Below are 14296 nucleotides of genomic sequence, written 5' to 3'. Positions count from 1 at the left end.
TTCGCGCCCGCTCGCCTCATGCCCTGCAACAAGTGCGCAGGAAGAGGTGAAAAGTTTGCGGACCTCGCACGCTTTGCGAGTTTTTCAATTTTTGAGAGACATGGCAATCCTGGGATTCCAGGAGGTTGGAGGGTGTTCGGGAGTGCACGCTCCCGGTATGGCGATTGCTGGGGTCGCGGGACCCAACCCGCCTCGAGGTCCTCATGACCCTGCCATTGCGCCGAAGGTGGACGAGTCTCTGGCTCGCCACCCTGTTTCTCCTTGGCTGTAACCAGACAACCCCTCCGGCCGCCGCGCCCCATGCCGCGGTGGTGGGCGCCGACGCCTTCACGGCGTTCGATGCCTGGGCGGAGCGCTACCTGAGAACGGAAGCCGCGGCCCGACCGGCCCTCGTGCCCGAAGGCGAATCCCTTGCAATGACACGCCGGGTGGCCCTCTCGGCGCTCATCTCCGGGGCTCCCCGTGAGGCGCTGCGGCACGAGGTGGTCTTCCATGTGAGAAGGGAGATGCCGGAGCAGGTGCTGCGGCACCTGGAACAGCCCTTCAGCGGCATGGGCCAACTGAGCGTCATCAGCGCCCTGCCTCCCGAGGGCGTTTCGGAGCAGGAAGAGCACGTCGAGCGGTTCGTGACGCTCGCGGGCCGGACGTACCGGGCCTTCGTCTATGGCTGGCGGTTGGAGCAGCCGAGCCAGGAGAACATCCCGCTGCACGGTGTGTTGCTCGACGACCGCATGGCGGTGAGCGACAGCCCGGTGCGGGTGCTGGCTCCAGAAGAGAGCGTGCGAGGACTGCCGGTGCGACAGGACACCTCGTGCGCTGGGAGGAACCTGAGCGCCGGTGGCGGCCTGCGCGTGCATGTCGGAGATGGGGTGATGGTGCTGTGCGAGCAGCAACGTCTGTCCGTGCTCAGTGAGTCCTTGAAGGACAAGGGCCGGGAGCAGGACCGTTCGGCGCTCGGTGTCTCGCCGCTCTCCGTCTGGACGGAGGGCCACAAGCGCGTGCTCCTCATCCGGGTGGACTTCAGCGATCTGGCCGGCGAGCCCGTCTCCGCCAGTTCCGTGCAGTCGCTCATCGACACGTCCGTGAGCAACTACCTCAAGGCCAGCTCCTACGGGCGCACCACGGTCGGAGTCACCGTGACGCCCGTGTTCCGGATGCCCGAGACGGCCGCCTACTACAAGAACGACTACGTGACCCTGCAGCGGCACGCGCGGGAGGCCGCGCTGGCCGCGGGCTGGGACACGGCCGGTTACGAGTTGGACATCGTCGGGTTCAAGAAGATCTACAGCGACTGGGCCGGGCTCGCCTCGGTGGGGCGCAAGGGACAGTGGGTCAACGGAGAGTTTTCCTTCCGGGTGATCGCGCACGAGTTGGGGCACAACCTTGGCCTGCGTCACGCCAACGCCTGGTCGACGACGAATGGACTGAGCATCGGTGACGGCACGAACGTGGACTACGGCCACCCGTTCGACACCATGGGTTCCAACGGCACGCCGAAGTATGACTTCAATCCCTGGTTCAAGACGTTGCTCGGGTGGCTCCAGACCACGCAGGTGCAGACTGTGACGACCAGTGGCACCTACCGCCTCTACGCACTCGAGCCCTCTGGTTCCAGCACGTATGCCCTGCGGATTCCGCGCTCCAATGACTCGAAGAGCTACTGGGTGGACTTCCGCCAGTCCGTCACCGCGAACCGCTGGTTCATGAATGGGGTCTCCATCAACTGGGGCTATCCGAGCTCCCAGGTGAGCCATCTGCTCGACATGACACCCGGCAGCCCCAGCGGCCGGAACGACTCCGCGCTCGTCATTGGCAGGACCTTCTCCGACGAGAACGCCGGCATCCACGTCACGCCGGTACGCCTCGGAGGCACGCAGCCCCAGTCCCTGGATGTCGTGGTGAACCTGGGGAGCTTCCCGGGCAACCGCTCGCCTCAGGTCTCCGTGAGCGCGAACACCACCGCGGTGGATCTCAATGGCGCCGTCACCTTCACCGCCACCGCGGAGGATCCGGATGGAGACGCACTCGCCTATTCCTGGGACTTCGGGGATGACACCTTTGGAACCAACAGCCCCACCGTCTCCCGCACCTTCGGCACCGCGCGGGACTACCGTGTCCGGTGCACGGTGACGGACATGAAGGGCCAGACCGCCAGCGCCTCCGTTCTGGTGAAGGTGGGCACGCCGAGCTCCTTCGTCCTCTCCGGGCGGGTGACGCACGGGACACTTCCACTCGCGGGCGTACGTATCTCGGATGGCACCGGCACTCGCGTCACGTACACCGACTCGGACGGCAGGTATGCGCTCACCCACGTGCCCGCGGGAAACCACACGCTGAGCGCCAGCCGCTACGGCTACGCCCTCACGCGCGGATTCACCGTGCCGGTGGCGGTGTCCGGCGCTCAGGAGGGCCTGGACTTCACCGCGAGGGCCATCCCCGGCTACACGCTCCAGGGCCGGGTGACGCACGCGGGAAGCGGACTGGCCGGTGTGCGCGTGAGCAATGGCACCCGTTCCGCGGTGACGAACAGCAATGGGGATTACACCCTGGAGGGCGTGCCGGACGGCTTCCACTCGCTCACGGCCACACTGCAGGGCTGGCAGTTCACCCCGTCCGGCTTCACCCTGCCCATCGAGGTCCAGGGCGCCACCGTCACGGGGAAGAACTTCACCTCCAGCGGCTGGTACGTCTCTGGCACCATCTCCGGGGCCACCGGGCCCGCCACCATCACCGATGGGCTGAGGACCAGCACCTCCTACTACAGCTCGGAGCAGGGCCTCTGGAGGTACAGCCTGGGTCCCATTCCGGCGGGGCAGTGGACGCTGACAGCCTCCATCCCGGGGGCGGTGGTCGAGCCGGCGAACTTCACCAATCCCGTCACCATCGGGGGCTCCACCAGGCCCGTCTTCGACTTCGTGGTCTCCGGGGCGGTAGCTGCCTCGCCATGATAGGATATGACGGAGCCTGGTCGCTCCACGTTCCGTGAGCAGCATCGCGCTCAGCCCGAGCCAGCCGAAGCGCATCACGCGAGGTTCTGGCACCCGGAACGCAATTGAGACAGAAGGCAATCGCTGACCAGGCCAGGGAGAGGTCATGTCGATTCGAGCAAGGAAGTCCTTCGTCGCGGCCACCTGTATCGGGGCCTCTCTCATCGCGTCCCTGACGCTCGGAGGGACACAGGCGCGGGCCGACTATGTCGCCACACCCAATCCCTCCAGCAACTTCGTCCGGACCGAGCTGAACAACCGCGGGCTCCAGGACGTGGCTCACGAAGTGGAGCTCCACGCTCGCGCGGACTCTTCCCGTCGAGGCGTCTGGTGCTTGGGCAGCGTCACCACGAACTCCGTACCGGTCTCGTGATTCTCGAACTCGAGCGTTCCGCCGTGGACATTGGAGACGATGTCGTAGCTGAGCGAGAGCCCCAGTCCGGTGCCCTCGCCCGGTGGCTTGGTCGTGAAGAAGGGGGCGAACACCTTGTCCCGAACGGCCTCGGGAATCCCGCCGCCATTGTCCCAGATGCGGAGCTCGATCCGGTCCTCGCGCTCCCGGGTGGAGAGCCGCAGGGTCGGCGTGAACGCGCCCGCGAGCTGCTGGGACCTCTTCTGGAGCGCGTAGAGGGCATTGTTGACGAGGTTGGTGATCACGCGCCCCATCCGCTGGGAGGACAGCGGCACGGGGGGGAGCGTGGGCGCGTAGCGCTCGTCGATCACCACCTGGAATCCGGTGTTCTGCAGCCGGAAGCTGTCATGGGCGAGCTGGAGTGATTCCGAGACCAGCTTGTTGAGATCCGTCTGCTCCAGCGGACCGGCCGTGCCACGCGCATGCTGGAGCATGGAGTTGACGATGGCGTCGGCCCGTCGCCCGTACTGGTGGATCTTCTTCGTGTTCTGCCTCAGCATCGCGAGAAGGTCCTCGACCTCGTCGCGAGCGTCCGCGCCGAGCCTGCTGGCCTCCTGCTTCAGTCTGGCGTTCAGCTCCTCCATGCCCTCGATGGAGAGCTCGGCGAAGTTGTTGATGAAGTTCAGCGGGTTCTTGATCTCATGCGCGATGCCCGAGGTCAGCATGCCCAGGGACGCGAGCTTCTCCTGCACCACCAGCTTGCGCTGGGTGTTGCGCAGGTCCTCCAGCGCCTTCGACAGCTCCTGTGTCCTCTCGATGACGCGGTTGTCGAGCGTCTCGTAGAGGCGGGCGTTCTCGAGCGAGATGGCGGCCTGGGCCGAGAGCAGTTCCAGCACCCGGCAGCGCTCGGGGGTGAACGCGTTCGCCAGCAGGTCATTCTCCAGATAGAGGATGCCCACCAGCTTGCTGTGGTGGAGGATGGGCAGGCACAGGATGGACCTGGACTTGCGCAGCGACAGGTACGGGTCGGTCTGGAAGGCCCCGCGGTCGGAGGAGGCATCGCCGAGCACCACGGCCTCGCGCGTCCGCTCCACGTAGCGCACCATGGCCATGGAGATGTCCGAGCGCTCTCGCAGGGGGGCGTGTTGGATCACCACCCGGTGATCCTCCCGGTGGGTGTCGTCCAGCTCCACGAGGAGCGGACGCTCTCCTGGGAGGAGCATCAGTCCGCGGCGGGCTCCCGCGTTCTCGATCACCAGGCTCATGATCTTCTTCAGGAGCTCCGGCAGCACCATCTCGCCAGAGATGGCCTGCGAGGCCTTGAGCACGGAGAGAAAGTCCAGGGAGCCTGACGAGGGCCGGGTGGTGGTCACGAGGCCCTGCGGCTTGCGCAGGGGCTCGTGCGATTGTGAGAGGGTGGGGTATTGGGCTTCGAGCTGGCGCACCTTGGCGCTCGCGCCCCACAGGCTGTAGAGGTGCCGCGCCTTGGCGATGAAGAGGTTGCCGAACTCCTCCTCTCCGCCCTTGAGCAGGAACCGGGCGAAGAGCTCCGAGGCCAGCGCCTGGTGGTTCGGGTAGTTGTGCTGCTGGCAGAGCGAGATCGCGCGGTAGTAGGCCGCTCGGGCCTTTTCCCGATCACCGAGCACGCGCGCCTGCTCGGCCTCGACGATCGCGTACGTGTGCGCGCGGTTCATGGGCGCGTGGGTGACCCAGCTCGCTCGCTTCTGCTGGCTGGCCTCGACCTTCTCCAGCAGCTGCGCGCGCTCCCGCGGAGAGGCGCGCTCGCAGGCCGCCAGCCGCGTGAGGGCGCCATGGAAGTTGACCATGTCGACGTAGTGCGTGCCGAGCATGCTGTTCTGGTGCTGCTCGGCGACCTCCAGCGCCTTCAGCGCCTCGGCGGTGCGCCCGAAGTACGAGCAGACCATGAGCTTGTGCGTATGTCCCCACCCGATGCCCGAGGCGTCCTTCGCTTCGCGGTGGAACTCCATCATGCGCTCGAAGTCATACCCCTCGTGGACCATCCTCCATGGCTCGGCGGAGTCGCTCTTCATGCTCCGGACCGCCGCGAGGTTGGTCTGCACGTACCGGAGGACGGTCACCTGCTTGAACCGCTCCATCGTCTCCACGTAGCGCGTGAGGAGCTGCTCCAGCTCGGTCAGGTGGGTGCCGAGGGTGAAGGCGTACAGCCCGACATACTGCGCGGAGTACAGGGCGTACTCGACGTCACCTGCCTCCAAGCCTGACTGGTAGTTCTCCTTGAACGCGACCATGGCTTCCTGGAGCGGTGTCTTCCAGTGCGTGAGGAAGGCACCCACGGTGGCGCGGGTCCGGGTCTCGAACTCCCGGGCGTCATAGCGCTCGAGCATCCGCAGCGCGAGCTGACCGAACTCGTGACCGGAGTCGACGTCCCCGAGCAGGGCGTTGAGGAGCAGCCCGTAGAGGCTGTAGGCGAACGCCACGGAGCCGTCGTGTCCCTTCGTCAGACCGAGCACCGTCAACCGCAGGCTGATGAGTGGGAACAGGGCGGGCGCACCGAGGTAGGACGCGGAGGTGACCTTGACGAGGATCCTCACCGCGGCCAGGGTCCGTGCGTCCTTCATGGGCGGGAGATCGATGAGGCTGGCGATGGGGCGGCCACCCAGGGCGGCCTGGGCCTCGGCGAGGTAGGCGCCCACATCCGCGGGCCCGGGATTCTCGGGGAACTCGATGCCGGTGAGCTCCTTCACCAGGTTCAACGCGGTATGGACCGCCTCCCAGAGGCGCGTCTGCGCGATGAGGGCCTCGATCTGGAGCTCGTGGGCCTTCACCTTCTCCAGCAGCTCCCGTGCATGGCGATCCACGGCCAGGACGTGGCGCTCCGTTTCGGCGAAGTCGCTGCCGAGGTAGGCCGCCTCGGCGGCCTGGAGGTGCAGCGCGAGCGCCAGCTCGTACCGCCGTGTCCAGCGGTGCTCGCCGAGCAGCTCCAGCCCGGTTCGACAGTACGACAGCGCGGCCACGCGCGCCGCCGAGGCATTCGCCTTCCGGGCGGCGGTGAGGTTGAGCTCGGCGACCACCTCGTGCTCCGCCGGGTCGGTAATCAGTCCGAGCCCCGCGTTCAGGTGGTTGACGATCTCGAAGACGCGCTCGTCCCGCTCCTCGGGCCGCACGCTGTCCCTCAGCAGCCGGCCGATCCGCAGGTGCAGCGCCGGGCGCTCGGTCTCGGGGATGAGGGAGTAGGCGGCCTGCTGGACGCGGTCGTGCAGGAAGCGCAGCACCACGTCCTCGCCCTGGTGGGACGCGGGTGCCATGGCCTCTGGTGAGAGCAACGCGAGCGTCGCCGCGAGGTCCTCGGCGAACTTGTAGGAGTTGCCCTCGGGCACGAGCAACCCTTCGCGCAGGGCGGGCCACAGCGCGGCGACGGCCTCCGCGACGGACACCGTGCTGACGACCGAGAGCGTCTGGAGATCGAACTTGTTCCCGATGCACGCCGCCAGCTGGAGCTCGCGCTGGGTCTCCGGCAGCAGGCGCTGAATCTTGCCCGCCATCAGCTCGACGACGTCGTCCGTGATCGGGGCCTGGGCGAGCCGCGCCAGCTCCCAGCGCCAGTACCCGTGGTGGGTGTCGAACTCGAAGACGCCCTGCTCATGCAACGCCAGCAGGTACTGGCTCATGAAGAAGGGATTGCCGCCGGTGTGCCGCAAGCAGAGCTCGGCGACGGGCTGGACGTCCGCGGGGCTCCGGTGGAGCGTGTCGGCGAGGAACTCGAGGCACTGCTCGGGGGCCAGCGAGCTCAGGGAGATGCTGCCCACGCGAGCGCCGCGCCGGTGCAACTCCTCCACCGCCTGTGTCAGCGGATGGGCACCCTCCACCTCATTGTCCCGGTAGGCGCCGATCACGAGCAGGTGATGGACCTCCGAGGTGGTGGTGAGGACTTCCAGCAGTCGCAGCGAGGGGAGATCCGCCCATTGGAGGTCATCCAGGAACATCACCACCGGATGCGCCTCGCCACAGAAGACGCCGAACAGCTTCTCGAAAGCGAGGTTGAACCGGTTCTGTGCCTCCTTGGGGGGGAGTTCGGGCACCGGGGGCTGCCTGCCCACGATCAGCTCCAGCTCGTGAATCACCTCGATGAGCACCTGGATGTTGGGGCCGAGCGCATCGAGCAGCTTCTGCTTCCAGCCCGCGAGCTGTTCCGGCGACTCCGTGAGCAGCTGCCGGATGAGGGCGCGGAAGGCCTGGATGAGCGAGGCATAGGGAATCTTCCGGTTGTACTGGTCGAACTTGCCGGAGACGAAGTACCCCCGCTTCGCCACGATGGGCTTGTGCACCTCGTGGACGAGCGCGCTCTTGCCAATGCCGGAGTAGCCGGACACCAGCATCAGCTCGGAGGCGCCGGTGGCGACCCGGTCGAAGGCGTCGAGCAGGGCCTGGAGCTCGCGCTCGCGGCCGTAGAGCTTCTGCGGAAGCTGGAAGGAGTCGCTGAAGTTTCGTTCCGCGATGGGGAAGGGAACGATCCGACCCTCTGACTCCAGGCTGGCGAGGCAGCGCTTCAAATCCGCCTGGAGGGCGAAGGCGCTCTGGTAGCGGTCCTCCGCGCGCTTGGCCATCAGCTTCTGGATGATCTCGGAGATGACTTCGGGGAGGAGCGAGGGCTCCAGCTCGTGCGGCGGACGCGGAGGCCGGGCGATGTGGCAGTGCACGAGCTCCATCGGATCACTCGAGGTGAACGGACGCCGACCGGTCAGCAGTTCATAGAACGTCACGCCGAGCGAATAGAAGTCGGTGCGGTAGTCGGTGGCGCGGTTCATCCGCCCCGTCTGCTCGGGGGAGATGTACGGCAGCGTGCCCTCCAGATCCTTGGTCCCGAGGATCGTGGTGCTCTCCCGCGAGAGCTCACTGGCAATCCCGAAGTCGATCAGCCTGACGCTACCGGTGCGGCTGTTCCAGATGATGTTGCTGGGATTGATGTCCTTGTGAATCACCCGGCGCCGGTGGATGCGGCCCAGCGTCTCCGCGAGCTGGATGGCGAGCTGGAGGAAGGGCCGTAGCTCCATGGCCCTTCCGCGGTGGCTGTGTGCCAGCGACTCTCCGCCGGAGTCCTCCATGACGATGGCCAGGCCATTGTGGTAGCGCTCCAGCGCCAAGAACTCGATGACCCCGTCCATCGCCACTTCGCGACCGACCCGGTACTCACGGCGCAGGCGGGCGAGGTCATCCGCACTCGGGAACTCCGCGTTCAGCCGCTTGATGATCACGGGAGTGCCGTCGGCGTTCCGCCGCGCGCGTTCGATGATGGAGCGGCTGCTCTCGAAGATCCGCTCGACGGCCGAGTACCCGCTCATGGCATGCATCCAGCGCGCTCCTTTCACCGCACTCAGTACCAGGGATTGTCTCCTTGAACCCGCTGACTGGAGGGGCGCGGCGGAGTCCCGAAGGTCGTGTCCATGAAGATTCGCACGCGCTTCACCCAGGTGCTCCTGCCCCGCAGGGTGTTGACGGAGTTGTAGTCGTCCATGCTGTTCGCTGGGATGGACGCGAGGGAGGGCGGTGCGTGGTGGATGGACGAGCGCGTGAGCACCGCCTCCTGCCACGTGCCCACCTGGGTGATCTCTACCCGCGCGAGTTCCATCCAGGGATGCGTGGCTTCGTCCCAGGCCTTGTTGCTGTTGAAGATCTCAGGCGAATCGCCAGCCGAGGCCGTGTGCAGCTGGAGCTGGAGCCGGTAGACGACGGGGCCAGCGGCGACCCGCTGGGCGTACTCGTCCTTGAGGTAGGTGCGATTCGGCGTCTCGCCCGCAGGGGGCCGAGCGTCCCAGACGGTCGCGGCTCGTTCCGGGCTGGGGATTCCCGTCTCGGGTTGAGAGGGATCCTCGGGAATCAGCCGGTACTTCACGTAGCGGGTGACCCCATCCCTGGCGAGGAACAGCGTCGGGGTCTGGGAGTGGTACCTCATCAGCGCGAAGGAGGACGGCAGGTCACGCACGCCTTCGCGCGCGGCCCGGAGACCGTCGGGGTACTTCTTGTAGTAGGGCACGAAGGAGACCCAGCCCTTGCCGTGCTGGAGCCAGAAGAACTCGAGGAAGGTCCTCGCGCTCCAGAACAGCGAGGTCGTCCCCGTGTTCATCTCGAGGTCGAGCGGGCTCTCCCACTGCGAATTCTCGAACTTCAAGGTGGCGGCGCGGACCTGGAGCGCGGCGTCGTCCGGGTAGGTGACGGAGGCGTGGCGCAGGCGGCAGCGGAATTCGCGCCCGGGCTGGAAGAAGTCGTGCGCGGGGAAGGCTGGGTTGTCGACGAGGGTGAGCCGTCCCATGCCGACGAGCCCATTGTTATGGGACATGCGGACGCGTTTGATGATGGAGGCGACGATCACGAGTGCCCACACCAGCAGATACGACCAGACCCAGAGCCAGGCTTTGTTCAGCAGTTGACGCATCGCGCCTTACTACCAGATTGTCGCACTCGAGGGGGTCTGTAGGGGCGGGGAAGGGTCTCGGGGGAGCGGGGTCGAGCACCGCCTGCCTGGTCAGTATGCACTCGGAGGAGGGCAGGGCGCCTCCCGGTGTCCTCACCGCCCGAGCGGGTGAGGCTCTCCGCTCGCGTCTCGTCTCCCGAGCCGTTGTAACGCGGAGAGCGAGGGTAGCCGCACACGGGGCGTGACAGCACGGATTCCCCGTGGCGCTCCGCTCGTTGGCCACCAGCTTCGCTCGGCTCGATTACGGCATCATCCAGTTACGCGAGACGCATGGCATGACCAGCAACTTGAGCGTGTCGCCGTAGTAGCCCTCGGTGGGGCCGTCAAGGTAGTCCGGCGCGGATGTTGTTCGGCTTGCCTCCGGTCTTGCCGCGAATCCAACGACTGATTGAAGCTCCTCTACGAGGGAGTACGCGAGCTCAAGACTTCAGGAAGGTATTGTTCTCGCCGAACCGCTGATGGTGCCAGTAGGGGTAGGCGGGGGGCGTGGCGCTCGCCGCGTCGAGCTTCGCCACCTGCTTCGGGGTGAGGTTCCAGCCGAGCGCGCCCAGGTTCTGGCGCAGTTGCTCCTCGTTGCGTGCGCCGATGATGACGTTGGCGACCGTCGGCCGCTGCAGCACCCAGTTGATGGCAACCTGCGGCACCGTCTTGCCGGTCTCCGCCGCCACCTCGTCGAGCGCATCCACGACCCGGTAGAGGTACTCCTCGGGGATCTCGGGGCCGCCCGCGGCCGTCTGGGAGTTCTGGAGCCGGGTGCCCTCGGGCAGGGGCTGGCCGCGGCGGATCTTCGATGTAGTCGGTGCCCAGGCGGCGCAGGCTCCCCTCGACCGCGCGGATCAGGTGGTAGCGCGACGAGCCCGCGTCGTTGGGACGGAGCCCGCGCGGAGGGTGGCCTTGGTGGAGATGAGCACCCGCTCACGGCGGCCCTTGATCGACTGGCCGAGGATCTCCTCGGCCATTCCGCCCGAGTACACGTCGGCCGAGTCGAACATGTTCAGTCCGGAGTCGAGTGAGATGTCGACGAGCCGGGTGGCCTCCTTCACGTCGCTGCTGCCAAAGCCCTTGAAGAACTCGTTGCTGCCTCCGAACGTCCCCCGAAGCGCCGAGTTGTCTGAATTCCATGGAGTAGACCTGCTTGTTGGGGGCCCGCGTTCGTGCGGAGCGCCCCTCAAGCTACCCAGGCGAACGGGGAAGACTCCAGGGCACGGCAGTAGACTCGCTGCCTGGGCCCCAGGGGCTGGGCACCACGCGCGCTGGGGTGGCTCTTGCGCTGGGGGGCCAGTGCGGCTCGAGCTGCCCCCGGCCGAGCTGCTCCTTCTTCAGCAGGCGGGCGAGTCCGCGGGCTGGCTCCTTCGATGCGTCCTCCGTCGAGACGAACGGGAGCTCCCTCTACCTGTGGGTCGTTCCGGAGCGCGGCGGTCGCGGGGCCATATGCTGGGCGGTGGTCAGGACCTCGCGGAGGAGGCCGGGAGCGGCTCGAGCCCTTGTCCCTGGGAGCGCTTGAGTCCGTAGAAGGCGGCGAGCATCACGCCACAGGTGAAGGCCTCCGCCAGTCGCACGCTCGTGTCGATGACGATGCTCGCCAGGGGCGCGGCGTTGGCGTGCAGCCCGGCGAGGGTGTTTGTCATGAGGCCGATGACGAGCACGACCGCCAGGAAGATGAAGTAGTAGACCACGGACAGACCGAAGAGTTCCCAGCGCCGCCCGGTGGTGAGCTGGATGGAGTTTTCGAGCGCATCCGACTGGCGCTCCCGGTAGGCCGCCTCTGTCGCCACGGCGAGGCTGAGGGCCTTCATGATGCCAGGCACGATGAGCAGCAGGGTGAAGAGGAGGATCCACAACCCACTGCGGAAGCGCGCGGCGAAGAGGCGGGGCCAGACATGCACGCCCTCCTTGAGCGCCGAGCCCACGCTGGACGGAGTGCCCTCGGCCACGCCCACCATCAGCGCGAGGTAGGCGCCTATGGAGATGAGCCCAATGGTGACATCGAAGAGGCGGGAGGCTCCGTTCGAATCGATGGCATGGGAGATCAGACCACTGGGGATGCCCATGAGCAGGGCGATGGGCACCAGTTGAGGGAAGGTGTGGGAGAAGAGCCTCCAGCCGTTGCGCAGGGACGCACCCGGGGAGAAGGGCTGTGCGAGCATGCCCAGCGGGTCACGCGTCCTGGTCTCGCACGCGGTGCAGAGTGGCGGCACTCGCGAGGCGAGGCACGCCTCACAGAGGAACCGACCGCAACGCTCGCAAGGGGCGATGGATGCACGCTCCGGGTGTTCGGGACAGACGGCGAACGGCGAGGGTGCATCGTTCTGGGTGGAGGTCGGTTGCATGGCACCTGCCTTTCCAAGGGGCTTCAGGATATCTCCCCTGGCTTGCAGGCCCAAGAGGCCAACCCTTCCCGCACGTATGGGAGAGAAAGGGTCGCATGTATCTGGGCATGATGTAGGAGCCTCATCCGCCAAGGCGTGCGAGACGCGCAAGGTATTGCCTGCCCAAGGACTACGTGCGGCTGTTCCGCGTGGGCGCTCATGTCTCGGGCATGACCCGGGCGCCCGTGGTCGCGGAATGGGCGAGGCCCGCCCCACACTCGCGAGTGGGAGCGGGCCTCGGGACGACAGGCGTTTTCAGACGTAGTACCAGCGGTTTTCGCCGTCGTTGCACTCCGCGGTGCACCAGTTCGCGCCGTTATTGAAGCCCTCACAAATGCCTTGCTGGACCTCCGAGAGCACGGGCTCCGTGCTGGTTTCGCCGCCATCCGCTTCCGGACCACCGCATCCCACGAGAAGAAAGCCCACCGCGAGGCCGCCAAGAATCTTCTTCATTGGAGACGTTCCTTATGTCTATCCATTGCCCCTGGGTAATGAGTATCGTGGCTTCCACGGACGAACGGCAAGTCACATACAGAGCAAGCCTGAAGAGGCGAGCGGGCCGGCGGAGACGAGATACTTCCCGTCCGAGGCCGTGAAGGCGTGCCCCTCGTTGCAAGGCCCGGCTCGATTACGGCGTCATCCAGTTCCGCGAGACGCTCAGCATGACCAGCATCTTGAGCGTGTCGCCGAAGTAGTCCTCGGTGGGGCCGGTGGAGACGATCTGATTCCACAGGCTGTCCAGCCACGCCTGACCACCGGCGTCCGTGGTGGCCGCGACGGCGAACGGCGCCATGAAGACCATGTCGTTGTAGGGCTCGATCTGGCGGCCGTCGAGGTAGTAGCCGGCGCGGATGTTGCTCGGCCTGCCTCCGGTCTTGCCGCGAATCCAACGACTGATCATGCTGGCCGCGTTGCGCGAGCGTGTGTCGCCACTGATGGCGGCGTCGATGCCGAGGCGCCACGGCACGCGGCTCGCGTTCCAGGAATACCTGCCGTCGTGCGGAGCCTCGAGGAAGTTGGCGGGGGCCGGGCGAGGCGTGGTGTGCGTGTTGACGACGAAGTCGGGCACCAGGCCAGTCGAGCTGGCGTATTGGGCCTGCATTGTTTCAATCAACGTCTGATGCGCGCTCAGCACCTTCGCCCAGTCGGTGCCGGTGTGGCCGATGAAGCCGCGGAAGTGGCCGAGCATCCAGTCCGAACTGCGCGTGGCATAGTAATAGGCAGGATCCTCTTGCAACATGGCCCAATCGCCGAGATTGACCAGCCGGGTGGTCGGATTGACATTGCTCTTCGCGATCGCATTGAGCACGCGGTTTGCTTCGGACGCGTAGTTGATCGACCCGCTGGAACCCCACTGTTTGTGCGCGAGCAGCAACGCGTAGGCGATGTCGAGATCTCCATCGGTGGCCGAGTCGTGATCGAGGATGTCGCGACAGTTGGAATCCTGCGCCCAGGCCACCAGGTCGGGATTGTTCTGGCTGGGATGACGGCGGTTGTAGCGGTGCAGGCCGTCGAAGATCTCTCGAGCCTGCGGGTCCTCCCCGGCCATCATCACGGCGATCAGCATGCCGTAGCCCTGGCCCTCGGACACGACGTAGGCGCCGTCTCCCGTGCTGGCCCGGATGCGGTACTCGTCCGGCTGACAACCGGCTTCTACGTAGCGGCTCTTCCACTTCCAATAGAAGTCCGACGTCGCGCTATCGGCCGCGGCCGTACCGGCCGAAACGCTCAAGGTCGACGAGTGATAGGGCTGATGATGACTGCCGAACGGATGATTCTGGGCATGTGCGGCGCCAGCGATGCCAATGAAGGCCAACGCAAGTCCTTGAATGAGGCGCGTCAACGGACCGGTTCGTCTTGATGATGAAGGCAATGAGCAAGGCATGGACATGGATGTGGTCTCCAATCAGTAACGAGAGCGGAGAGAGGCTAACAGGAGTGGAAGTGAATGCCAGAGGGAAATGATTCACACCCGATTCTCATGTGGCCCATTGGCTTTGTGAGAAAGTTTGACGGACTCGAATCAGGATCAAGGAAGTTGAGAAGGCCAGGAGTGTTGAGTCCGTGAAACAAGAGGGTGCCAGGCGGGGGTCAAGGGATTCGCGAAGCTGGATTCGGACGAGAACCGGACTCGACC

6 protein-coding genes and 1 pseudogene are annotated in these 14296 nt (G+C 66.1%); 1 reads left to right on the top strand and 6 read right to left on the bottom strand.

Annotation, left to right across the window (positions count from 1 at the left end; all coding sequences use genetic code 11):
- The first annotated feature begins 203 nt into the window (after nucleotides 1–203).
- Complete coding sequence (locus tag JQX13_RS45015; RefSeq protein ID WP_203405566.1) at nucleotides 204–2948, top strand: carboxypeptidase regulatory-like domain-containing protein; 2745 nt, start codon at nucleotides 204–206, stop codon at nucleotides 2946–2948.
- Between the two features lie 318 nt (nucleotides 2949–3266).
- Here the strand turns inward: JQX13_RS45015 and JQX13_RS45010 are convergent, their stop codons facing one another.
- From JQX13_RS45010 to JQX13_RS44985, 6 genes and pseudogenes are all read right to left on the bottom strand, one after another.
- Nucleotides 3267–8660, bottom strand: coding sequence for a trifunctional serine/threonine-protein kinase/ATP-binding protein/sensor histidine kinase (locus JQX13_RS45010; RefSeq protein ID WP_239014239.1), 5394 nt, complete (start codon nucleotides 8658–8660; stop codon nucleotides 3267–3269).
- A 32-nt stretch (nucleotides 8661–8692) separates the two neighbouring features.
- A complete protein-coding gene (locus JQX13_RS45005) occupies nucleotides 8693–9751 on the bottom strand; it encodes a hypothetical protein (RefSeq protein WP_203405564.1) in 1059 nt (352 codons plus the stop codon).
- Between the two features lie 458 nt (nucleotides 9752–10209).
- Nucleotides 10210–10884, bottom strand: a pseudogene (locus tag JQX13_RS56025) (aldo/keto reductase); the annotation flags it as partial.
- Nucleotides 10885–11235: 351 nt separating this feature from the next.
- The gene (locus JQX13_RS44995; protein WP_203405563.1) at nucleotides 11236–11937 is read right to left on the bottom strand and encodes a hypothetical protein; all 702 of its coding nucleotides are present in this window, start codon (nucleotides 11935–11937) and stop codon (nucleotides 11236–11238) included.
- A gap of 477 nt (nucleotides 11938–12414) precedes the next feature.
- Nucleotides 12415–12612 (bottom strand): hypothetical protein, encoded by a 198-nt coding sequence (locus JQX13_RS44990; protein ID WP_203405562.1) that lies wholly within the window; start codon nucleotides 12610–12612, stop codon nucleotides 12415–12417.
- Between the two features lie 175 nt (nucleotides 12613–12787).
- Complete coding sequence (locus JQX13_RS44985) at nucleotides 12788–14002, bottom strand: glycosyl hydrolase family 8 (RefSeq protein ID WP_239014236.1); 1215 nt, start codon at nucleotides 14000–14002, stop codon at nucleotides 12788–12790.
- Nucleotides 14003–14296: the final 294 nt, after the last annotated feature.

The organism is Archangium violaceum (genome assembly GCF_016859125.1).
Taxonomy (GTDB): domain Bacteria; phylum Myxococcota; class Myxococcia; order Myxococcales; family Myxococcaceae; genus Archangium; species Archangium violaceum_A.
This window is presented reverse-complemented; position numbering and strand designations above follow the sequence as displayed.